This is a genomic window from Streptomyces sp. NPDC001515, assembly GCF_053597115.1.
The window spans coordinates 267,077-289,221 of record NZ_JBSFHN010000001.1; the positions used below are offsets into that span (position 1 = coordinate 267,077).

Sequence of the window (22,145 nt, forward strand, 5' to 3'; positions counted from 1 at the left end):
CCCGCCCCCGTACGGCCGGGCTGCTTGAATGGACGGGTGACCCGAGCCTCCCTGGACAAGCAGCCGCACGAAGTCGCCTCCATGTTCGACGGAGTGGCGGCCAACTACGACCTGACCAACGACGTGCTCTCGCTCGGCCAGGCCCGGCTGTGGCGCAAGGAGGTCGCCAAGGCGGTCGGCGCGCGGCCCGCGGAGAAGGTCCTCGACCTGGCGGCCGGTACGGCGACGTCCTCGCTGCCGTTCGCCGCGACCGGGGCGTACGTCGTGCCCTGCGACTTCTCCCTCGGCATGCTGAGCGAGGGCAAGAAGCGCCACGCCTGGCTGCCGTTCACGGCCGGCGACGCGACGAGGCTGCCGTTCCGGGACGAGACGTTCGACGCGGTGACGATCTCCTTCGGGCTGCGCAACGTCCAGGACACCGAGGCGGCGCTGCGCGAGCTGTACCGGGTGACGAAGCCCGGCGGCCGGGTCGTGATCTGCGAGTTCTCCCAGCCGGTCTGGGCCTCGTTCCGCACGGTGTACACGGAGTACCTGATGCGGGCGCTGCCCCCGGTCGCGCGGGCGGTGTCGTCCAACCCGGACGCGTACGTGTACCTCGCGGAGTCCATCCGCGCCTGGCCCGACCAGCCGGGCCTCGCCGCGCTGCTCCAGCGGGCCGGCTGGTCGAAGGTCGCCTGGCGCAACCTGACCGGGGGCATCGTCGCCCTGCACCGGGGCGTACGCGCCTGACGGCGGGGAGCACGGACCGGGCGCGGACATGGGGGGAGCCCTTCCGAGGACGCGCCCGCGTCCCCCATAGACTGCGGGGGACAAGTGCCGCGCGGCACGCGAATGCGAGTCTCCGGGAGAGCCGATCGTGACCGAGCCCCTGTCCGAACACAGCGCGGACGTGATCGTCGTCGGGGCGGGCCCGGCCGGCTCCACCACCGCGTACTACCTCGCCAAGGCCGGACTCGACGTCCTGCTGCTGGAGAAGACGGCGTTCCCGCGCGAGAAGGTCTGCGGCGACGGCCTCACCCCGCGCGCCACCAAGCAGCTCGTCGCCATGGGGATCGACATCTCCGAGGAGGCCGGCTGGCTGCGCAACAAGGGCCTGCGCATCATCGGTGGCGGCGTCCGGCTCCAGCTGGACTGGCCGGATCTCGCCTCCTTCCCGGACTACGGACTGGTCCGCAAGCGCGACGACTTCGACGAGCAGCTGGCCCGGCAGGCGCAGAAGGGCGGCGCCCGGCTGTACGAGCGCTGCAACGTCGGCGCCCCGATCGTCGACGAGCGCACCGGCCGCATCACCGGCGTGCACGCCAAGCTCGGCGAGGAGAAGACCCCGGTCACCTTCCACGCCCCCCTCGTCGTCGCCGCCGACGGCAACTCCACGCGCCTCTCCCTGGCGATGGGCCTGCACCGCCGCGAGGACCGCCCGATGGGCGTCGCCGTGCGCACGTACTTCACCTCGCCCCGCCACGACGACGACTACCTGGAGTCCTGGCTGGAGCTGTGGGACCGGCGCGGCCCCCAGGACCGGCTGCTGCCCGGCTACGGCTGGATCTTCGGCATGGGCGACGGCACCTCCAACGTCGGCCTCGGCATCCTCAACTCCTCCTCCGCCTTCAAGGAGCTGGACTGGCGCGAGGTCCTCAAGGCGTGGTGCGCCTCCATGCCGGAGGACTGGGGCTACACCCCGGAGAACATGACGATGCCCATCCGCGGCGCCGCCCTCCCCATGGCCTTCAACCGCCAGCCCCACTACACCAAGGGCCTGCTGCTCGTCGGTGACGCGGGCGGCATGGTCAACCCGTTCAACGGCGAGGGCATCGCGTACGCCATGGAGTCCGGCCGGATCGCCGCCGACGTCATCGTCCAGGCCCACGCCCGCGCCACCCCCGCCCAGCGCGAACTGGCCCTGAACAACTACCCGAAGGTCCTCAAGGAGACCTACGGCGGCTACTACACGATGGGCCGCGCCTTCGTGAAGCTCATCGGCAACCCGAAGGTTATGAAGGTCGCCACCCAGCGCGGCCTGACCCACCCGGTGCTCATGAAGTTCACCCTGAAGATGCTCGCCAACCTCACCGACCCGACGGGCGGCGACGCGATGGACCGCATCATCAACGGCTTGGCGAAGGTGGCCCCGAACGCCTGATCCCGCACCCGCACGACGAAGCCCGCCGCCCGTCCCGCACGGGACCAACGGCGGGCTTCGCGCCGCTGCACCAGTGCGGTGACGCGCGTGCGCAGCGTTTTCGCGAGGCCGCGTGCCGGTGCGCGTGCTCTCCCTTCGCGGGGTCGGCGGGGACGGTCCGGGCCGTCCCGCCCCCCTGTCAGTGCCGCCTGCCACCATGCGCTCATGGACACGGAGAGCAAGGAGAAGGCGACCCTGTCGGCGTTCCTCGCGGCGCAGCGAGCCAGTGTGCTGGCCATTGTCGACGGGCTCGACGCGCGGTCGCTGACCACGCCGGTCCTGCCGTCGGGCTGGACGCCGCTGGGGCTGATAGAACATCTGGGGCACGCGGAGAGGTACTGGTTCCAGGAGATCGTCACCGGAGGGGCCGAGCCGTTGCCGTGGGCCGACGGCGATGCGCCGCTGACGACACCGCGGGCGCCGGAGGTGGTTTTCGCGTTCTACGAGGACCAGTGCCGCCGCTCCGACGCAGTGATCGCCCGCACCCCGTTGTCGGCGCTTCCGAAGGGGCGCCTGCCCGAAATGATGGGCGACGAAGTCTCCGACCTGCGCGGGATCATCCTCCACGTCGTGGAGGAGACCGCACGGCACGCCGGCCATCTGGACATCGTCCGTGAACTGCTCGACGGCAGAACCGGACTCGGGCCCCGCTGAGCACCCGCGCGGTGTCGCCCCTCGCGTTCCCCCCCGCTCCGCCCCGGTGACGCCGAAAGCCCGCCGTCCGTCCACGGACGGAGGAGCCGTCACGTCCGGGCGGGGGAGCGACCGTCCCCGCCCGGTTCGGTGTCCCGGCGGAGGAGGCGGCCGGGCCGGGCGCCCCTCGTCCGCGACGCGACGAGCACCGCCAGGCCCGCCGCCCCCGCCCCGCACCACATGACCGCGCGGAGCGAGGTGTGGTCGACGACCGCGCCCCCGGTGAGGGCGCCGGCGGCGAGCGTCGCCTGGAAGGACGCGGTGAACAGGACCGTGGCGGCCTCGGGCGCGCGCGGGGCCGCGCGGACGAACCAGGTCTGGGAGCAGACCGGCACCGCCCCGTAGCCGAGTCCCCAGACGACGAGCACGGTGAGCGCGCCCGCGTCGGTGCGGCCGAGGACGGGCGCCAGCGCGGTCGCGGCGGCGATCGTCGCGGCGGCCGCCCCGAACGCGAGGCGGGGCGCTCGCGTGACCAGGGCGCCCCCGATGAAGTTGCCGGCCACGCCGGCGGTGCCGTAGATCAGCAGGTATCCGGTGATCCGCGCCGGACCGGCTCCGGTGATCTGCTGGAGGAGGGGCGTCACGTAGGTGTACGTGGCGAAATGCGCCATGACGACGAGGAACGTCATCAGCAGGGCGTACCGGGTGTCCGTGCCGCGCAGCAGGGCGCGGAGCACCGAGGTGCGGGTGCCGCCCCCCTCCGGGGGCAGGGCGGGGAGGGTCAGCAGCAGCAGGGCGAGCGCGCCGGTGCTCAGCAGCCCCATCACCGCGAACGCGGTGCGCCAGCCCGCCAGATCACCGACGAGCGTGCCGGCGGGGACGCCGAGGACGGAACCGAGGGGGACGGCCGCGAAGATGACCGCCGTCGCGCGCCCGGCCGACTCGGGGCGGACCAGCCGGCCGGCGAGTCCGGCGCCGATCGACCAGAAACCGCCGATGGTGACGCCGACGAGCACCCGGGCGACGAGCACCAGCGAGTAGGCCGTCGCCGCGGCGGTGAGGAAGTTGGCCACCGCGAGCAGCAGGATCAGGGCGCAGAGCATCAGCCTGCGGTCGACGCGGGCCGTCGCGAGGGTCACCGCCGGGGCGGCGACGGCGGCGAGGAGGCCGGGCATGGTCATCATCAGGCCCGCCGTACCGTCCGCGACGCCGAAGCCGGCGCCGATCGGGGTCAGCAGACCGATCGGCAGGATCTCGGTGGTGACGATGGCGAAGAGGGCCAGGGTCAACGCGCCCACCGCGGACCGGCCGCGCAACGGGGTGCCGGTGGGACGGCCGGAGACGGGCGGGGGCGTGGTGGCCGTGCGGTGCATGGAGGGCCGTCCTGTGCTCGGGGGAACGAGGGCTGTTCCCTCCAGTTCACAAGCACACGCGGATGATGTCCGGCAGGTTCGCGACGTCAACGGTGACGCCCAAGGGCCGCCGCTCCCGAGCGGGGGAGCGGCGGCCCTTCACCGTGCGCCGGAGCGCTTGTGAAACCGTGAACTCAGAGCACGCGGACGGCGCCCGTGGGCATGTCGTACGACAGCGGGCGCTGCACGACTCCGGTGGAGGAGTTCTGCGCGCCGACGAACTGGCCGTTGCCCACGTAGATCCCGACGTGGTATGCGCTGCCCGCGCTGCCCCAGTACAGGATGTCGCCCGGCTGGAGGTTGCTCAGCGAGACCTGGGTGCCCGCGGTCGACTGGCTCTGCGAGACGCGCGGCAGGTCGACGCCGACCGTGCGGAACGCGGCCTGGACGAGGCCGGAGCAGTCCCAGGAGTTGGGGCCGGTGCCGCCGGCCACGTAGGCGTCGCCGACCTGTGCCTGCGCGAAGGCGACGACGGAGGCGGCGGAGCCGGTGGCGCTGGAGGAGTACGAGGCCGTGGCCGTGGAGGCGGACGACGACGAGGACGACGAGGAGCCCGAGGTGGTGCTGAGCGTCGTGCGGGCGGCCGTGCGGGAGGCGCGCTCGGCGGCCTCCGCCTTGGCCTTCGCGGCGGCCTCGGCCTTCTTCTTGGCCTCGGCCTTGCGGACGGCCTCGGCCTTGGCCTTCTTGGCGGCCTTGGCGGCGCTGGTGGCGGCCGCGTCCTCGTGGGCCTGCGTCTCCAGGTCCAGGGCGACCTGCTGCGTGGCCTCGGCGGACGCCGCGACGGTGGTCGAGAGGCCGTCCGTGAGGGTCGGCATCTCGATGGTCTGGGTCACCGGCTCGGCCTGCGCCGGACCGGCGGCACCCGCGACCGCGATCGTGCTGAGGACGCCACCGGCAACTCCGGCCCGCAGCGCCGTCTTGGAGGCGTTTCGGCGGGGCTTCCGGTGGCTGGGTATGAGAGCGGAGTGGGACATGGGTACTAGCGCTATCAGGGCCGTAGGGGTCCCATCAAGAAACGTGTGTTGCGACACAGTTACGTCCGGAATCTGTGAATCCGCTTTCTGGGGACCTTTATTGACGCCGTAACGGGCAAATCGGGCAGACGTCAACATGGCCGTGAGCACGGGTTTTCAGCAATACGCCCGAATTGCCCGTCACTTACCATCCGTTCACACGGTTGGCCAAGCCCGGTTTTCGGCCGTCCCTCTAGGGGTGACGCAGGTCACAGGATGGTCTCACTGGAGGGCGATCGCGGCCGACGGGCGCGGCGGCCTGGGGGCGGGGGTGCGGAACCGGCCCCGGGTGGCGGGTCATTCGCCCCCTAGGGGGTGGATGCGGCTTTGCGTCCACTTCGTTCCACGCGAGGCCCCCGCGCGGGTGACGAACGCTCGCGCATCGGCGGAGGATTCCTTTATCACCCGCTCGCGTCCATGGCCAATTTGGCGGATGGTGCCTCCGCTTGATAGAGCGACACCCGTTTGACCAGCGCGTACGGCCGTGGATGTCACGTCTCGTGATCACTCGGCCGCTTCGTGTACGAAGATCACCGCTCATCCGACTTCATGATCGTTCGTCAGGTGGTGGAGATCACAAAGGCGTTGTCGTACCCCGTGTCGCAGATCACAAGGCGGCGGGCATAGGATGCGGGGCAGTCGGGCTTGTGAACTGCCTCACATGTGCACGATCTTGGTGAGGCGGGGAACCGGTTCGCCCGATGCGGTCCAACGGTCAAGGACGACTGGAAGGAGCGAGGAGCGTGAATGCCTACGCGCCCATCCTCGTGCTCGGCGCCCTCGGGGCAGGGTTTGCGATCTTCTCCGTGGTCATGGCCACGCTTATCGGCCCCAAGCGCTACAACCGAGCGAAGCTCGAAGCGTACGAGTGCGGTATCGAACCCACCCCGACTCCGGCCGGAGGCGGCCGCTTCCCCATCAAGTACTACCTGACGGCGATGCTGTTCATCGTCTTCGACATCGAGATCGTCTTCCTCTATCCCTGGGCGGTCACCTTCGACGCCCTGGGGATCTTCGGGCTCGTGGAGATGCTGCTCTTCGTGCTCACCGTCTTCGTCGCCTACGCGTACGTGTGGCGACGCGGCGGCCTGGAATGGGACTGAGGGGCTGAGGGGCACACCATGGGACTCGAAGAGAAGCTGCCCAGCGGCTTCGTACTGACCACTGTCGAGCAGGCCGCCGGCTGGGTGCGGAAGTCCTCCGTCTTCCCCGCCACCTTCGGCCTCGCCTGCTGCGCCATCGAGATGATGACGACCGGGGCCGGGCGCTACGACCTGGCCCGGTTCGGCATGGAAGTCTTCCGCGGCTCGCCGCGGCAGGCGGACCTGATGATCGTGGCGGGACGGGTGAGCCAGAAGATGGCGCCCGTCCTGCGTCAGGTCTACGACCAGATGCCCAACCCCAAGTGGGTCATCTCCATGGGTGTTTGCGCGTCATCCGGTGGAATGTTCAATAATTACGCCATTGTTCAGGGTGTTGATCATATTGTCCCGGTTGACATCTATTTGCCGGGCTGTCCGCCGCGGCCCGAGATGCTGATGGACGCCATCCTCAAGCTCCACCAGAAGATCCAGGGCTCCAAGCTCGGGGTCAACGCCGAGGAGGCCGCCCGCGAGGCCGAGGAAGCGGCGCTCAAGGCCCTGCCCCTGATCGAGATGAAGGGGCTCCTGCGGTGAGCGACGAGCAGAACACCACCAACGGCGTCCCCGCCCCGCGCGACGAGCACGGCGAGGTCATCGGCGTACGCAAGGGCATGTTCGGCGCCAACAACGGCGGCGACACCAGCGGCTACGGCGGCCTGGTCCGCACCGTGGCCCTGCCCGGCGCCTCCTCCCGTCCCTACGGCGGCTGGTTCGACGAGGTCGCCGACGAGCTGGAGGGCGCCCTGGAGGAGCAGGACCTGCTCCCCGAGAACGCCATCGAGAAGACCGTCGTGGACCGCGGCGAACTCACCTTCCACATCGCCCGCGAGCACCTGCTCACCGTCGCCCGGACCCTGCGCGACGACCCGGCGCTGCGCTTCGAGCTCTGCACGGGGGTGAGCGGCGTCCACTTCCCCGGCGACAAGGGACGTGAACTGCACGCCGTCTACCACCTGCGCTCGCTCACCCACGGCCGGCTGATCCGCCTGGAGGTGTCCACCCCGGACGCCGACCGGCACCTGCCGTCCCTCGTGCCGGTCTACCCGACCAACGACTGGCACGAGCGCGAGGCCTACGACTTCTTCGGGCTGATCTTCGACGGGCACCCCGCCCTCACCCGGATCATGATGCCGGACGACTGGCAGGGCTTCCCGCAGCGCAAGGACTACCCGCTCGGCGGCATCGCCGTCGAGTACAAGGGCGCCCAGATCCCGGCTCCGGACCAGCGGAGGTCGTACTCCTGATGACCACTCCCCATGCCACGCCCCGCGCCACGACCGAGGGGACTGTATATACAGTCACCGGCGGCGACTGGGACGAGATCGTCGAGAACGCCACCGCCTCCGACGACGAGCGCATCATCGTCAACATGGGCCCGCAGCACCCGTCCACCCACGGCGTGCTCCGGCTCATCCTGGAGATCGACGGCGAGACCGTCACCGAGGCCCGCTGCGGCATCGGCTACCTCCACACCGGCATCGAGAAGAACCTCGAATACCGCAGCTGGACGCAGGGCACCACCTTCGTCACGCGCATGGACTACCTGACGCCGTTCTTCAACGAGACGGCGTACTGCCTCGGCGTGGAGAAGCTGCTGGGCATCGAGGACCAGATCCCCGACCGCGCCAGCATCCTGCGCGTGCTCCTCATGGAGCTCAACCGGCTCTCCTCCCACCTGGTGTGCATCGCCACCGGCGGCATGGAGCTGGGCGCCACCACGATCATGATCTACGGCTTCCGCGATCGTGAACTCGTTCTCGATCTCTTCGAGCTGATCACCGGACTGCGGATGAACCACGCGTTCGTCCGCCCCGGCGGCCTCGCCCAGGACCTGCCCCCGGGCGCGGTCGACCAGCTGCGCGAGTTCGTGAAGACCATGAAGAAGAACCTGCCGGAGTACGACAAGCTCGCCACCGGCAACCCCATCTTCAAGGCCCGCATGCAGGACGTCGGCTACCTGGACCTGACCGGCTGCATGGCGCTCGGCGCCACCGGACCGATCCTGCGCTCCGCCGGACTCCCGCACGACCTGCGCAAGACCGACCCGTACTGCGGATACGAGACCTACGACTTCGAGGTCCCCACCGCCGACAGCTGCGACGCCTACGGCCGCTTTCTCATCCGGCTGGAGGAGATGCGCCAGTCGCTGCGGATCATCGAGCAGTGCATCGACCGGCTCGCCCCCGGACCGGTCATGGTCGCCGACAAGAAGATCGCCTGGCCCGCGCAGCTCGCGCTCGGCCCGGACGGCCTCGGCAACTCGCTGGACCACATCAAGAAGATCATGGGCACCTCCATGGAGGCCCTGATCCACCACTTCAAGCTGGTGACCGAGGGCTTCCGGGTCCCCGTCGGACAGGCGTACACCGCCGTCGAGTCCCCCAAGGGCGAACTCGGCGTGCACGTCGTCTCGGACGGCGGAACCCGCCCCTACCGGGTCCACTTCCGCGACCCGTCCTTCACCAACCTCCAGGCCATGGCGGCGATGTGCGAGGGCGGCCAGGTCGCCGACGTCATCGTCGCCGTCGCATCCATCGACCCCGTGATGGGAGGCGTCGACCGGTGACCGAAGCACGTCAGGAAGTCAGTCTGGGGATGCCGCAGCTCCCCGCCCCCGCCTACCCGGCCGAGGTGCGCGCCAGGCTCGAAGCGGATGCGAAGGAGGTGATCGCCCGCTACCCCGGCAGCCGCTCCGCGCTGCTGCCGCTGCTGCACCTGGTGCAGTCCGAGGAGGGGTACGTCTCGCGTACGGGCATGGCCTTCTGCGCCGAGGTGCTCGGCCTCACCACCGCCGAGGTCACCGCGGTCGCCACCTTCTACACGATGTACCGGCGCAGGCCGAGCGGCGACTACCAGGTCGGCGTCTGCACCAATACGCTCTGCGCGGTGATGGGCGGCGACGCGATCTTCGACCGGCTCAAGGAACACCTCGGCGTCGGGAACGACGGTTCTGATATGACCACAGACGACGGCAAGGTCACGCTCGAACACATCGAGTGCAACGCCGCCTGCGACTTCGCGCCCGTCGTGATGGTCAACTGGGAGTTCTTCGACAACCAGACGCCCGAGAGCGCGACCCGGCTGGTCGACGACCTCATCGCCGGACGTCCCGTCGAGCCCACCCGGGGCGCCCCCCTCTGCACGTACAAGGAGACGGCCAGGATCCTGGCCGGCTTCCCCGACGAGCGCCCCGGCGCCGTCGCCGCCTCCGGCGGTGCCGGCCCCGCCTCGCTCATCGGACTGAAGCTCGCCAAGGGCGAAGCCGCCCCGCAGGCCCGCGTCGTCAGCCCGCGCGGCGAGGCGCCCGGCGACCAGCCGCAGAAGGGCGCCGAGCACCTCAGCTCCCACGACGCGCCGCAGCAGACCTCGGCATCCGACCCGGACCACCCGGCAGGACCCGCGGCCGAGGAGGGGGAGTGATGACGTTGGCCACCGAACTCAATCAGAACGGGACCAGCCCCGAGAAGCTGCTCGCCCCCGTCCTCTCCGCGTTCTGGGACCAGCCCGAGTCCTGGACCCTGGAGACCTACCGCCGCCACGAGGGCTACGAGGGACTGCGCAAGGCCCTCGCCATGTCCCCGGACGACCTCATCGCGTACGTCAAGGACTCCGGACTGCGCGGGCGCGGCGGCGCCGGCTTCCCCACCGGGATGAAGTGGCAGTTCATCCCGCAGGGCGACGGCAAACCGCACTACCTCGTCGTCAACGCCGACGAGTCGGAGCCGGGGACCTGCAAGGACATCCCGCTCCTCTTCGCCAACCCGCACAGCCTCATCGAGGGCATCGTGATCGCCTGTTACGCGATCCGCTCCTCGCACGCCTTCATCTATCTGCGCGGCGAGGTCGTCCCCGTCCTGCGACGGCTGCACGAGGCCGTCCGCGAGGCGTACGAGGCGGGCTATCTCGGCAAGGACATCCTGGGCTCCGGACTCGATCTGGAACTCACCGTGCACGCGGGCGCCGGCGCGTACATCTGCGGTGAGGAGACCGCGCTGCTCGACTCGCTCGAAGGACGGCGCGGCCAGCCCCGGCTGCGCCCGCCCTTCCCCGCGGTCGCCGGTCTGTACGCCTGCCCCACCGTGGTGAACAACGTCGAGTCCATCGCCTCGGTTCCCGCGATCCTGAACCGGGGCAAGGACTGGTTCAAGTCGATGGGCAGCGAGAAGTCCCCGGGCTTCACGCTCTACTCGCTCAGCGGCCATGTCGCCGGACCCGGCCAGTACGAGGCCCCGCTCGGCATCACCCTGCGCCAGCTCCTCGACATGAGCGGCGGGATGCGCCCCGGCCACCGGCTGAAGTTCTGGACGCCCGGCGGCTCCTCCACCCCGATGTTCACCGAGGAGCACCTCGACGTGCCCCTCGACTACGAGGGCGTCGGCGCCGCCGGATCCATGCTCGGCACCAAGGCGCTCCAGTGCTTCGACGAGACGACCTGCGTGGTGCGGGCCGTCACCCGCTGGACCGAGTTCTACGCGCACGAGTCCTGCGGCAAGTGCACACCCTGCCGCGAAGGCACCTACTGGCTCGTCCAGTTGCTCCGAGACATCGAGGCCGGCAAGGGCCAGATGGCCGACCTGGACAAACTCAACGACATCGCCGACAACATCAACGGCAAGTCGTTCTGCGCCCTCGGCGACGGCGCCGCCTCGCCGATCTTCTCCTCGCTGAAGTACTTCCGCGAGGAGTACGAGCAGCACATCACGGGCAAGGGCTGCCCCTTCGATCCCGCCAAATCGACCCTCTGGGCCGACGACAAGAACGCATCCCAGGGGGTGAACGCATGACAGTCACCACGAGTGCGCCCTCCGGGGGCGGCGAAGCGGCGATCCCGCCCGAGGACCTCGTCACGCTGACCATCGACGGCATCGAGATCAGCGTGCCCAAGGGCACCCTGGTCATCCGCGCCGCCGAACTCCTCGGCATCGAGATCCCGCGCTTCTGCGACCACCCGCTCCTCGACCCCGCCGGCGCCTGCCGCCAGTGCATCGTCGAGGTCGAGGGCCAGCGCAAGCCGATGGCGTCCTGCACCATCACCTGCACCGACGGCATGGTCGTCAAGTCGCAGCTCACCTCGCCCGTCGCGGACAAGGCGCAGCGCGGGGTGATGGAGCTGCTGCTCATCAACCACCCGCTGGACTGCCCGGTCTGCGACAAGGGCGGCGAGTGCCCGCTCCAGAACCAGGCGATGTCGCACGGCGACGCGACCTCCCGCTTCGAGGGGAGGAAGCGGACCTACGAGAAGCCCGTGCCGATCTCCACCCAGGTGCTGCTGGACCGCGAGCGCTGCGTGCTCTGCGCCCGCTGCACCCGGTTCTCCAACCAGGTGGCCGGCGACCCGATGATCGAGCTGATCGAGCGCGGCGCGCTCCAGCAGGTCGGCACCGGCGAGGGCGACCCCTTCGAGTCGTACTTCTCCGGCAACACCATCCAGATCTGCCCGGTCGGCGCGCTGACCTCGGCGGCGTACCGGTTCCGCTCCCGCCCCTTCGACCTGGTCTCCACGCCCTCGGTGTGCGAGCACTGCGCCGGCGGCTGCGCCACCCGCACCGACCACCGGCGCGGCAAGGTCATGCGACGGCTGGCCGCCAACGACCCCGAGGTCAACGAGGAATGGCTCTGCGACAAGGGCCGCTTCGGCTTCCGCTACGCCCAGCAGCGCGACCGGCTCACCACCCCGCTGGTGCGGGGCGAGTCCGGTGAGCTGGAGCCGGCGAGCTGGCCCGAGGCGCTGGCCGCCGCGGCCGAGGGCCTGTCCGCCGCGCGCGGCCGGACCGGTGTCCTCACCGGCGGCCGGCTGACCGTCGAGGACGCCTACGCGTACGCCAAGTTCGCCCGGACCGCCCTCGACACCAACGACGTCGACTTCCGGGCCCGGGTGCACAGCGGCGAGGAGGCCGACTTCCTGGCCTCGCGCGTCGCGGGGCGCGGCACGGACCTGGACGGCAGCGGGGTCACGTACACCTCGCTGGAGAAGGCCCCGACCGTGCTGCTGGTCGGCTTCGAGTCCGAGGAGGAGGCCCCCGGCGTCTTCCTCAGGCTGCGCAAGGCCCACCGCAAGCACGGCCAGCGCACCTTCTCCGTCGCCTCGCACGCCACCCGGGGCCTCGGCAAGGCGGGCGGCACCCTCCTGCCCGCCGCCCCCGGCACCGAGACCGAATGGCTGGATGCCATCGCGGGCGGTGTCGGCCTGGACGGCGACGGTGCCGCCGCCGCCGAGGCGCTGCGCGCCGAGGGCGCCGTGATCGTGGTGGGCGAACGGCTCGCCGGGGTGCCCGGCGGGCTGACCGCCGCGGTGCGGACGGCGACCGCGACCGGGGCCCGGCTGGTGTGGATCCCGCGCCGGGCCGGCGAGCGCGGCGCGGTGGAGGCCGGCGCGCTCCCGTCGCTGCTGCCCGGTGGCCGCCCGGCCACCGACCCGAGGGCCCGGGACGAGGTGGCGGCCGTCTGGGGCGTCGCCGAACTCCCCTCCCGCTTCGGCCGCGACACCGGCCAGATCATCGAGGCCGCGGCCACCGGTGAGCTGGGCGCGCTGCTCGTCGCCGGGGTGAACACCGAGGACCTGCCGGACCCGGCCCGTGCCCTGGAGGCGCTGGACGCGGTCGGTTTCCTGGTCTCCCTGGAGCTGCGGCCCAGCGAGGTCACCGACCGCGCCGACGTGGTGTTCCCGGTGGCCGCGGTCGCCGAGAAGGCCGGGACCTTCCTCGACTGGGAGGGCCGGGTGCGGATGTTCGAGGCCGCGCTGAAGCCCGAGCAGATGACGCGGACGCCCGCCCCCGGCGACGCCCGGGTGCTGCACATGCTGGCCGACGCCATGGACACCCACTTCGCGCTGCCGGACCTGAAGTCCGTACGCCGCGAGCTGGACCGGCTCGGCCACTGGCAGGGCGATCACGCCGACGAGCCGCGCGTCCCCGCGCAGCCGCTGCCCCGGCCCGGTGACGGCGAGGCGATCCTCGCCGGCCACCGGATGCTGCTCGACCAGGGGCGCCTCCAGGACGGCGACCCGGCGCTGGCCGGGACGCGGCACGCCGCTCTCGCCCGGCTCTCCGCGGCCACGGCCGCCGAGACCGGTGTCAAGGACGGCGACCTCCTCGCCGTCTCCGGCCCGGCCGGCTCCGTCGAACTGCCGCTCCGGATCACCGACATGCCGGACCGGGTGGTCTGGGTGCCGCTGAACTCCGCCGGACGCGGGGTCCCGGGCGACACCGGCGTACAGCCCGGTGGCCTGGTCCGGATCGGCCCCGCCGCCGGCACTCCCGACGACGCACCGGAGGTGGGGGCGTGAGCGCCTTCGCTCAACTCGCCGCGGCGCCGCACAGCACCGTGCTCGCCGCCGAGGACCTGTCGATGTTCGGCAACGACCCCTGGTGGCTCGTCGTCATCAAGGCGGTCTTCTGCTTCGCGTTCCTGATGGTGACCGTGCTCTTCTCCATCGTGTGGGAGCGCAAGGTCGTCGCCTGGATGCAGCTGCGCATCGGCCCCAACCGGCACGGCCCCTGGGGCATGCTCCAGTCGCTCGCCGACGGCATCAAGCTGATGCTGAAGGAGGACGTCGTCGTCAAGCGGGCGGACAAGGTCGTCTACGTCCTCGCCCCGATCGTCGCGGCCATCCCGGCGTTCATGGCGATCGCCGTGATCCCCTTCGGGCCCTCCGACAACCAGGTCTCGATCTTCGGCCACCGCACGGCGATGCAGCTCACCGACCTGCCGATCGCGATGCTCTACATCCTCGCGGTCGCCTCGGTCGGGATCTACGGCATCGTGCTGGCCGGCTGGTCGTCCGGCTCGACGTACCCGCTCCTGGGCGGTCTGCGCTCCTGCGCGCAGATGATCTCGTACGAGATCGCCATGGGCGCCGCGTTCGCCTCGGTCTTCCTCTACTCCGGGTCGATGTCGACCTCGAAGATCGTGGAGGCGCAGGAGGACCGCTGGTTCATCATCCTGCTGCCGGTCTCCTTCATCATCTACATCGTCACGATGGTCGGGGAGACCAACCGCGCCCCGTTCGACATGCCGGAGTCCGAGGGCGACCTGGTCGGCGGCTTCAACACCGAGTACTCGTCGATCAAGTTCGCGATGTTCATGCTCGCCGAGTACGTCAACATGGTCACCGTCTCGGCGGTCTCCACCACCCTCTTCCTGGGCGGCTGGCGGGCCCCGTGGCCGATCAGCACCTTCTGGGAGGGCGCGAACCAGGGCTGGTGGCCGATGCTCTGGTTCGTCCTCAAGGTCCAGCTGCTGCTGTTCTTCTTCATCTGGCTGCGCGGCACGCTGCCCCGCGTCCGCTACGACCAGCTGATGAAGCTCGGCTGGAAGGTGCTCATCCCGGTCTCCGTGGTCTGGCTGATGCTGGTCGCGACCGTGCGGGCGCTGCGCAACGAGGGCTACGACTTCACCAGGATCCTGCTCTACGTGGCCGGAGCCGTGATCGCGGTCCTGCTGATCTCCTTCGTCGTCGACATCTTCCGCGACAAGCAGGACAAGGCCGCCGCCGGGCGTGCCGAACCGGAGCCCGCGTTCGACCCGATGGCGGGCGGGTTCCCGGTGCCGCCGCTGCCCGGACAGACCCTGCCGCCGGTGCCGAGGCGCAGGCCGCGGCGCGAGCGGGAGCTCGTTGTCAGTGGTGGCATGGATACTCAGAGTGACGGAAATCCGAGTGACGGAAAGGAGGCCGGCGGTGTCTGAACTGTCTGGGTCCCCGGGGTCCGGGAAGCCGGCGAAGCCCACCGGGCCGAAGGGGGCGGTCGCGCCCTCGGGCGGCTCCGGGGCGTCGGGATCCTCCCCGTCCTCGGAGGAGAAGTTCCTCAATCCGGTGGCCGGCTTCGGCGTGACCTTCAAGGCCATGTTCAAGAAGCGGCTCACCGAGCAGTATCCCGAGACGCCGAAGGTGACGGCGCCGCGCTTCCACGGGCGGCACCAGCTCAACCGCCACCCGGACGGCCTGGAGAAGTGCGTCGGCTGCGAGCTGTGCGCCTGGGCCTGTCCGGCGGACGCGATCTACGTCGAGGGCGCGGACAACACGGACGAGGAGCGCTACTCCCCGGGGGAGCGCTACGGCCGCGTCTACCAGATCAACTACGCGCGCTGCATTCTCTGCGGTCTGTGCATCGAGGCGTGCCCGACCCGGGCGCTCACGATGACCAATGAGTTCGAGCTCGCCAACACCACCCGCGAGAGCCTCATCTACACCAAGGACGAGCTGCTCGCGGGCCTGGAGGAGGGCATGGTCGACAGCCCGCACGCGATCTTCCCGGGCATGGACGAACAGGACTACTACCGGGGCCTGGTGACCGAGGCCGCTCCCGGTACGGAGCGCCAGGTCGCCGTCTCCAAGGGCGAGAAGCCCGAGGACGCGCACAGCGAGGGCAACGGCTCCGCGCAGGAGGTGGACGCATGACCGGCCTGGCCGCAGCGGCCTCCCAGACCTCGACCGGCGAGGCGTTCCAGTTCTGGGTGCTGGGCACGGTCGCCGTGCTCGGCGCCCTGTCCACGGTGCTCATGAAGAAGGCGGTGCACAGCGCGCTGAGCCTCGCCGGGACCATGATCATCCTGGCGGTGTTCTACCTCGCCAACGGCGCCTACTTCCTCGGCATCGTCCAGATCGTCGTCTACACGGGCGCGATCATGATGCTGTTCCTCTTCGTCGTCATGCTTGTCGGCGTCACGGCCGCGGACTCCCTCAAGGAGACCATCAAGGGCCAGCGCTGGCTGGCCGCCGGCTGCGGCCTCGGCTTCGGCGTCCTGCTGATCGCCGGCATCGGCAACGCCTCGCTGAACAGCTTCAACGGCCTGGGCACCGCCAACACGGAGCACGGCGGAAACGTGGAGGGGCTCGCCAGCCTCATCTTCACCAAGTACGTCTTCGCCTTCGAGATCACCGGCGCGCTGCTGATCACCGCGACCGTCGGCGCGATGGTGCTCACCCACCGCGAGCGCACCGAGCGGGCCAAGACCCAGCGGGAGCTGTCCGAGGAGCGCGTGCGCGGCACGCACCTCCCGCCGCTGCCCGCCCCCGGCGTCTACGCCCGGCACAACGCCGTGGACATCGCCGGTCTGCTCCCCGACGGCACCCCGTCCGAACTCACCGTCATGCAGACGCTGCGCAAGCGCGGCCAGATGCGCGACGTGTCCCACGAGTCGCTGGCCGGCCTCAAGGCACTGGAGCAGCGCTCCGGTGAGCGGCTGGGCCGGGACACCGCAGAAGAAGAGGAGGTCGCCAAGTGAACCCGGTCAACTACCTCTATCTCGCCGCTCTGCTGTTCACCATCGGCGCCGCCGGGGTCCTGATCAGGCGGAACGCGATCGTGGTGTTCATGTGCGTGGAGCTGATGCTCAACGCCTGCAACCTCGCGTTCGTGACCTTCTCCCGGATGCACGGCAATCTCGACGGCCAGATCATCGCGTTCTTCACGATGGTCGTCGCCGCCGCGGAGGTCGTGGTCGGGCTCGCGATCATCGTGTCGCTGTTCCGTTCCCGTCACTCGGCCTCGGTCGACGACGCCAGCCTGATGAAGCTGTAAGGGGCGCTAGACCGTGGACAACCTCATTGCGCTGCTCGTCGCGGCGCCCCTGCTGGGAGCGGTGGTGCTGCTCTGCGGAGGCCGGCGCCTCGACCGGGCCGGCCACTGGCTCGGCACCGCGCTCGCCGCCGTCTCCTTCGTCGTCGCCGTGGCGCTCTTCACCGACATGCTCGGCAAGGGCGCCGAGGACCGTGCGCTGCACCAGAAGCTGTACAGCTGGATTCCCGTGGAGGGCTTCCAGGCCGATGTGGCCTTCCAGCTCGACCAGTTGTCGATGACCTTCGTGCTGCTGATCACGAGCGTGGGCACCCTGATCCACCTCTACTCGATCGGCTACATGGAGCACGACGAGCGCCGTCGCCGCTTCTTCGGCTATCTGAACCTGTTCGTCGCGGCGATGCTGATCCTGGTCATCGCCGACAACTACCTGCTGCTGTACGTCGGCTGGGAGGGCGTCGGCCTCGCGTCGTACCTGCTCATCGGCTTCTGGCAGCACAAGCCCAGCGCGGCCACCGCCGCCAAGAAGGCCTTCCTGGTCAACCGCGTCGGTGACATGGGCCTCTCGATCGCGATCATGCTGATGTTCACCACCTTCGGCACTTTCGCCTTCGGCCCGGTCCTGGAGGCCACCGGCGAGACGAGCGAGGGCAAGCTGACGGCGATCGGCCTGATGCTGCTGCTGGCCGCCTGCGGCAAGTCCGCCCAGGTGCCCCTGCAGTCCTGGCTCGGTGACGCGATGGAGGGCCCGACCCCGGTCTCGGCCCTCATCCACGCCGCGACCATGGTCACCGCCGGTGTCTATCTGATCGTCCGCTCCGGCGCGATCTTCAACGGCGCCCCCGACGCGCAGCTGGTCGTCGTGGTCGTCGGCGCGGTCACGCTGCTCTTCGGTGCGATCGTCGGTTGCGCCAAGGACGACATCAAGAAGGCGCTCGCCGGTTCCACGATGTCGCAGATCGGCTACATGATCCTGGCCGCCGGGCTCGGCCCCATCGGCTACGTCTTCGCGATCATGCACCTGGTGACGCACGGCTTCTTCAAGGCCGGGCTCTTCCTCGGCGCCGGTTCGGTCATGCACGGCATGAACGACGAGGTCGACATGAGGAAGTTCGGCGGCCTGCGCACGTACATGCCGGTCACCTTCGTCACCTTCGGCCTCGGCTATCTGGCGATCATCGGCTTCCCCGGCCTGTCCGGCTTCTTCTCCAAGGACAAGATCATCGAGGCGGCCTTCGCCAAGGGCGGCACCGAGGGCTGGATCCTCGGCGCGGTCACCCTGCTGGGCGCCGCGATCACCGCGTTCTACATGACGCGCGTGATGCTGATGACCTTCTTCGGCGAGAAGCGCTGGGTCCCGGACGCCGAGGGCCACGAGCCCCACCCGCACGAGTCCCCGCGCTCCATGACGATCCCCATGATCGTCCTGGCGGTCGGCTCGGTCTTCGCCGGAGGCTTCTTCTCCATCGGCGACCGCTTCCTGCACTGGCTGGAGCCGGTCACCGGCCACAGCCACGGGGACGCCCCGGTCAGCGCGACCACCGTCACCGCCGCCACCATGGTGGTGCTCGTCCTCGGTGTCGCCCTCGCCTGGGCGATGTACGGCCGCAAGCCGGTGCCGGCGGTCGCCCCGCGCGGCTCGCTGCTCACCCGGGCGGCCCGCCGCGACCTCCTCCAGGACGACTTCAACCACGTGGTCCTGGTCCGCGGCGGCGAGCACCTCACCCGCTCCCTGGTCTACGTCGACCACACCCTGGTCGACGGCGTCGTCAACGGCACGGCCGCGTCCATGGGCGGGCTCTCCGGCCGGCTGCGCAAACTGCAGAACGGCTACGCCCGCTCCTACGCGGTCTCGATGTTCGGCGGTACGGCGGTTCTCATCGCCGCGACCCTGCTGATGAGGGCGGTCTGATCCCATGTCCTTTCCCCTCCTGACAGCGACGGCGGCGCTCCCGGCGATCGGCGCGGTGGCCACCGCCGCCGTCCCGGCCGCCCGGCGCACCACGGCCAAATGGGTCGCGCTCGCCTTCTCGCTGGGCACCCTGGTCCTGGCGGGCATCGCGCTCGCCCGGTTCACGCCCAACGGCGCGCGCTACCAGCTCACCGAGTCCCACGCCTGGATCGCGGACTTCGGCGTCCGGTACGAACTGGGCGTGGACGGCATCGGCCTGGCGCTCATGGCGCTCACGGCCCTGCTGATCCCCTTCGTGATCCTGGCCGGCTGGCACGACGCCGACCCGCTGGAGACCAACTCCTCGCGCTGGCGCCCCACCCAGGGCTTCTTCGCGCTGATCCTGATGGTCGAAGCGATGGTGATCCTCTCCTTCGAGGCCACCGACGTCTTCCTCTTCTACATCCTCTTCGAAGCCATGCTCATCCCGATGTACTTCCTCATCGGCGGCTTCGGGGACCGGGCGCACACCGGCACCGACGAGAACGCCTCGGCCCAGCGCTCCTACGCGGCCGTGAAGTTCCTCCTCTACAACCTGGTCGGCGGGCTCATCATGCTGGCCGCCGTCATCGGGCTCCACGTCGTCACGGGGACGTTCTCGCTCTCCGAGATCGCCGACGCCCGCGCCGACGGCTCGCTCACCATGGCGACCGGCACCGAGCGGTGGCTCTTCCTCGGGTTCTTCTTCGCCTTCGCGGTGAAGGCCCCGCTCTGGCCGCTGCACACCTGGCTGCCCAACGCCATGGGCGAGGCGACCACCCCGGTCGCCGTGCTGATCACCGCCGTGGTCGACAAGGTCGGCACCTTCGCGATGCTCCGCTTCTGCCTCCAGCTCTTCCCGGAGGCCAGCAAGTGGGCCACCCCGGTGATCCTGGTCCTGGCCCTGATCAGCATCGTCTACGGGGCGCTGCTCGCGGTCGGCCAGCGCGACATCAAGCGCCTGATCGCCTACGCGTCGATCTCGCACTTCGGCTTCATCATCCTGGGCATCTTCGCCATGACCAGCCAGGGCCAGTCCGGCGCCACGCTCTACATGGTCAACCACGGCATCTCGACCGCCGCGCTGATGCTGGTGGCCGGCTTCCTCATCACCCGGCGCGGCTCGCGGCTCATCGCGGACTACGGCGGGGTGCAGAAGGTCGCCCCGGTGCTGGCCGGCACCTTCCTGATCGGCGGACTCGCCACGCTGTCGCTGCCGGGCCTCGCCCCGTTCGTCAGTGAGTTCCTGGTCCTGGTCGGCGCCTTCTCCGCCTATCCGGCGGTCGGCATCATCGCCACCACCGGGATCGTGCTCGCCGCGATCTACGTCCTCGTCCTCTACCAGCGGACGATGACGGGCCCGGTCAAGGCCGAGGTCCAGGGCATGGCGGACCTCAAGGTCCGGGAGCTGGCGGTGGTCGTCCCGCTGATCGCGCTGCTGATCTTCCTGGGCGTCTATCCCAAGCCCCTCACCGAGATCGTCAACCCGGCGGTGCAGCACACCATGTCGGACGTACAGAAGAAGGACCCCCAGCCCGAGGTGGAGGCCGCCAAGTGAGCGCAACAGCTGTCCACAGCCTGTGGACCGTGGCGGGCGGGGTGACGACGGCCGCGCCCGAGGAGAAGTTCACGGCGCCGGTCATCGAGTACACCCAGCTGTCCCCGGTCCTGATCGTGATCGGAGTCGCCGTCCTGGGCGTCCTCGTCGAGGCGTTTGTGCCGCGACGGGCCCGCTACTACACCCAGGTCCTGCTGACCGTCGCCGCGCTGGTCGCCGCCTTCGCGGCGGTGATCGGCCTGGCCGCCGCCGGATACGGCACGACGGACGCGCACATCGCCGCGATGGGCGCCGTCGCCGTCGACGGACCCGCCCTGTTCCTCCAGGGCACCATCCTGCTGACGTCCCTGGTGGCCGTCTTCACCTTCGCCGAGCGCCGGCTCGACCCCGCCTCGCACGGCAACCGGGTCGACTCCTTCGCGGCCCAGGCCGCCTCGGTGCCCGGCAGCGACAGCGAGAAGGCCGCCGTCCGGGCCGGCTTCACCACCACCGAGGTCTTCCCGCTGGTCCTCTTCTCGGTGGCCGGCATGCTGGTGTTCCCCGCGGCCAACGATCTGCTGACGCTCTTCGTGGCCCTGGAGGTCTTCTCCCTCCCGCTGTACCTCCTGTGCGCCGTCGCCCGCCGCAAGCGGCTGATGTCGCAGGAGGCCGCCGTGAAGTACTTCCTGCTCGGCGCATTCTCCTCGGCCTTCCTGCTCTTCGGGATCGCCCTCCTCTACGGCTACGCGGGCTCCGTCTCGTACGCGAAGATCGCGACCGTCGTCGACGGCTCCCTCCAGAAGATCGACCCGGCGCTCGCCGACACCATGGGCAACGACGCGCTGCTGCTCATCGGCGGCGCGATGATCCTGACCGGCCTGCTCTTCAAGGTCGGCGCCGTCCCGTTCCACATGTGGACCCCGGACGTCTACCAGGGCGCCCCGACCCCGGTCACCGGCTTCATGGCCGCGGCCACGAAGGTCGCCGCGTTCGGCGCGCTGCTGCGCCTGCTGTACGTGGTGCTGCCCGGGCTCACCTGGGACCTGCGCCCGGTCATGTGGGGCGTCGCCATCGTCACGATGGTGGGCGGCGCGGTCGTCGCCATCACCCAGACCGACATCAAGCGGCTCCTGGCGTACTCCTCGATCGCGCACGCCGGGTTCATCCTGGCCGGTGTCATCGCGGCCACGCCGGAGGGCGTCTCCTCGGTGCTCTTCTACCTCGGCACGTACTCCTTCGTGACCGTCGGCGCCTTCGCCGTCGTCACCCTGGTGCGCGACGCCGGCGGCGAGGCGACGCACCTGTCGAAGTGGGCCGGTCTCGGCCGGCGCTCCCCGCTGGTCGCCGCGGTCTTCGCGGTGTTCCTGCTGGCCTTCGCGGGGATCCCGCTCACCTCGGGCTTCTCCGGCAAGTTCGCGGTGTTCAAGGCCGCGGCGGACGGCGGGGCGACCGGTCTGGTCGTCGTCGGTGTGATCTCCTCGGCGATCGCCGCGTTCTTCTACATCCGGGTCATCGTGCTGATGTTCTTCAGCGAGCCGAAGGCGGACGGCCCCACGGTCGCCGTCCCGTCCCCGCTGACGATGACCACGATCGGGCTCGGCGTCGCCGTCACGCTGGTGCTGGGCCTGGCCCCGCAGTACTTCCTGGATCTGGCGGGCCAGGCCGGGGTGTTCGCGCGGTAGCCGGGACACCACGGAGCGCACGGCGCCGGACGGGCTTGACCCCCCTGGGGAAGTCAAGCCCGTCCGGCGTTGTCGTAGGCGGCGCCTATCGTGGCAGGGG

The 22,145-nt window shown here is 70.2% G+C and carries 19 protein-coding genes; 17 read left to right on the plus strand and 2 right to left on the minus strand.

Annotated features, from left to right (window positions below; translation table 11 throughout):
- Nucleotides 1-36: 36 nt before the first annotated feature.
- From ACWCXC_RS01285 to ACWCXC_RS01295, 3 genes are all read left to right on the plus strand, one after another.
- Nucleotides 37-729, plus strand: coding sequence for a demethylmenaquinone methyltransferase (locus ACWCXC_RS01285; RefSeq protein WP_450684688.1), 693 nt, complete (start codon nucleotides 37-39; stop codon nucleotides 727-729).
- 127 nt (nucleotides 730-856) lie between these two features.
- Nucleotides 857-2,140, plus strand: coding sequence for a geranylgeranyl reductase family protein (locus ACWCXC_RS01290; RefSeq protein WP_450684687.1), 1,284 nt, complete (start codon nucleotides 857-859; stop codon nucleotides 2,138-2,140).
- Nucleotides 2,141-2,344: 204 nt separating this feature from the next.
- Entirely contained in the window at nucleotides 2,345-2,833 is a 489-nt protein-coding gene (locus tag ACWCXC_RS01295; protein WP_450684686.1) for a DinB family protein, read from the plus strand.
- 89 nt (nucleotides 2,834-2,922) lie between these two features.
- Here the strand turns inward: ACWCXC_RS01295 and ACWCXC_RS01300 are convergent, their stop codons facing one another.
- On the minus strand, nucleotides 2,923-4,185 hold the full coding sequence (locus ACWCXC_RS01300; protein WP_450885877.1) for an MFS transporter: 1,263 nt from the start codon (nucleotides 4,183-4,185) through the stop codon (nucleotides 2,923-2,925).
- A 173-nt stretch (nucleotides 4,186-4,358) separates the two neighbouring features.
- Entirely contained in the window at nucleotides 4,359-5,198 is an 840-nt protein-coding gene (locus tag ACWCXC_RS01305) for a C40 family peptidase (protein ID WP_450684684.1), read from the minus strand.
- A 782-nt stretch (nucleotides 5,199-5,980) separates the two neighbouring features.
- Between ACWCXC_RS01305 and ACWCXC_RS01310 the strand changes: the two genes are divergently transcribed.
- The 14 genes from ACWCXC_RS01310 to nuoN are packed head-to-tail and all read left to right on the plus strand — an operon-like array spanning nucleotide 5,981 to nucleotide 22,045.
- The gene (locus ACWCXC_RS01310) at nucleotides 5,981-6,340 is read left to right on the plus strand and encodes an NADH-quinone oxidoreductase subunit A (RefSeq protein ID WP_003992243.1); all 360 of its coding nucleotides are present in this window, start codon (nucleotides 5,981-5,983) and stop codon (nucleotides 6,338-6,340) included.
- Nucleotides 6,341-6,358: 18 nt separating this feature from the next.
- Nucleotides 6,359-6,913, plus strand: a complete 555-nt coding sequence (locus tag ACWCXC_RS01315) for a NuoB/complex I 20 kDa subunit family protein (RefSeq protein WP_111337185.1) — start codon at nucleotides 6,359-6,361, stop codon at nucleotides 6,911-6,913.
- Nucleotides 6,910-7,623 (plus strand): NADH-quinone oxidoreductase subunit C, encoded by a 714-nt coding sequence (locus ACWCXC_RS01320; RefSeq protein WP_450684683.1) that lies wholly within the window; start codon nucleotides 6,910-6,912, stop codon nucleotides 7,621-7,623. Before ACWCXC_RS01315 ends, ACWCXC_RS01320 begins: the two co-directional genes overlap by 4 nt.
- On the plus strand, nucleotides 7,623-8,945 hold the full coding sequence (locus ACWCXC_RS01325) for an NADH-quinone oxidoreductase subunit D (RefSeq protein ID WP_450684682.1): 1,323 nt from the start codon (nucleotides 7,623-7,625) through the stop codon (nucleotides 8,943-8,945). Before ACWCXC_RS01320 ends, ACWCXC_RS01325 begins: the two co-directional genes overlap by 1 nt.
- A 29-nt stretch (nucleotides 8,946-8,974) precedes the next feature.
- Nucleotides 8,975-9,799 (plus strand): NADH-quinone oxidoreductase subunit NuoE, encoded by an 825-nt coding sequence (gene nuoE, locus ACWCXC_RS01330; RefSeq protein WP_450684716.1) that lies wholly within the window; start codon nucleotides 8,975-8,977, stop codon nucleotides 9,797-9,799.
- The gene (gene nuoF / locus ACWCXC_RS01335) at nucleotides 9,799-11,163 is read left to right on the plus strand and encodes an NADH-quinone oxidoreductase subunit NuoF (protein ID WP_450684681.1); all 1,365 of its coding nucleotides are present in this window, start codon (nucleotides 9,799-9,801) and stop codon (nucleotides 11,161-11,163) included. The genes nuoE and nuoF overlap by 1 nt, the downstream gene beginning before the upstream one ends.
- The gene (locus ACWCXC_RS01340) at nucleotides 11,160-13,664 is read left to right on the plus strand and encodes an NADH-quinone oxidoreductase subunit G (protein ID WP_450885882.1); all 2,505 of its coding nucleotides are present in this window, start codon (nucleotides 11,160-11,162) and stop codon (nucleotides 13,662-13,664) included. Before nuoF ends, ACWCXC_RS01340 begins: the two co-directional genes overlap by 4 nt.
- Nucleotides 13,661-15,064, plus strand: a complete 1,404-nt coding sequence (gene nuoH / locus ACWCXC_RS01345) for an NADH-quinone oxidoreductase subunit NuoH (protein WP_450885884.1) — start codon at nucleotides 13,661-13,663, stop codon at nucleotides 15,062-15,064. Before ACWCXC_RS01340 ends, nuoH begins: the two co-directional genes overlap by 4 nt.
- Nucleotides 15,057-15,776, plus strand: coding sequence for an NADH-quinone oxidoreductase subunit NuoI (nuoI, locus tag ACWCXC_RS01350; RefSeq protein WP_383643045.1), 720 nt, complete (start codon nucleotides 15,057-15,059; stop codon nucleotides 15,774-15,776). Before nuoH ends, nuoI begins: the two co-directional genes overlap by 8 nt.
- Nucleotides 15,773-16,603, plus strand: a complete 831-nt coding sequence (locus ACWCXC_RS01355) for an NADH-quinone oxidoreductase subunit J (RefSeq protein WP_450885886.1) — start codon at nucleotides 15,773-15,775, stop codon at nucleotides 16,601-16,603. Before nuoI ends, ACWCXC_RS01355 begins: the two co-directional genes overlap by 4 nt.
- Entirely contained in the window at nucleotides 16,600-16,899 is a 300-nt protein-coding gene (gene nuoK / locus ACWCXC_RS01360; RefSeq protein ID WP_018101339.1) for an NADH-quinone oxidoreductase subunit NuoK, read from the plus strand. Before ACWCXC_RS01355 ends, nuoK begins: the two co-directional genes overlap by 4 nt.
- Nucleotides 16,900-16,912: 13 nt before the next feature.
- A complete protein-coding gene (gene nuoL / locus ACWCXC_RS01365; RefSeq protein ID WP_450885888.1) occupies nucleotides 16,913-18,808 on the plus strand; it encodes an NADH-quinone oxidoreductase subunit L in 1,896 nt (631 codons plus the stop codon).
- 4 nt (nucleotides 18,809-18,812) lie between these two features.
- Entirely contained in the window at nucleotides 18,813-20,384 is a 1,572-nt protein-coding gene (locus ACWCXC_RS01370) for an NADH-quinone oxidoreductase subunit M (RefSeq protein ID WP_450685303.1), read from the plus strand.
- Complete coding sequence (gene nuoN, locus ACWCXC_RS01375; protein WP_450685302.1) at nucleotides 20,381-22,045, plus strand: NADH-quinone oxidoreductase subunit NuoN; 1,665 nt, start codon at nucleotides 20,381-20,383, stop codon at nucleotides 22,043-22,045. Before ACWCXC_RS01370 ends, nuoN begins: the two co-directional genes overlap by 4 nt.
- Nucleotides 22,046-22,145 lie beyond the last annotated feature (100 nt).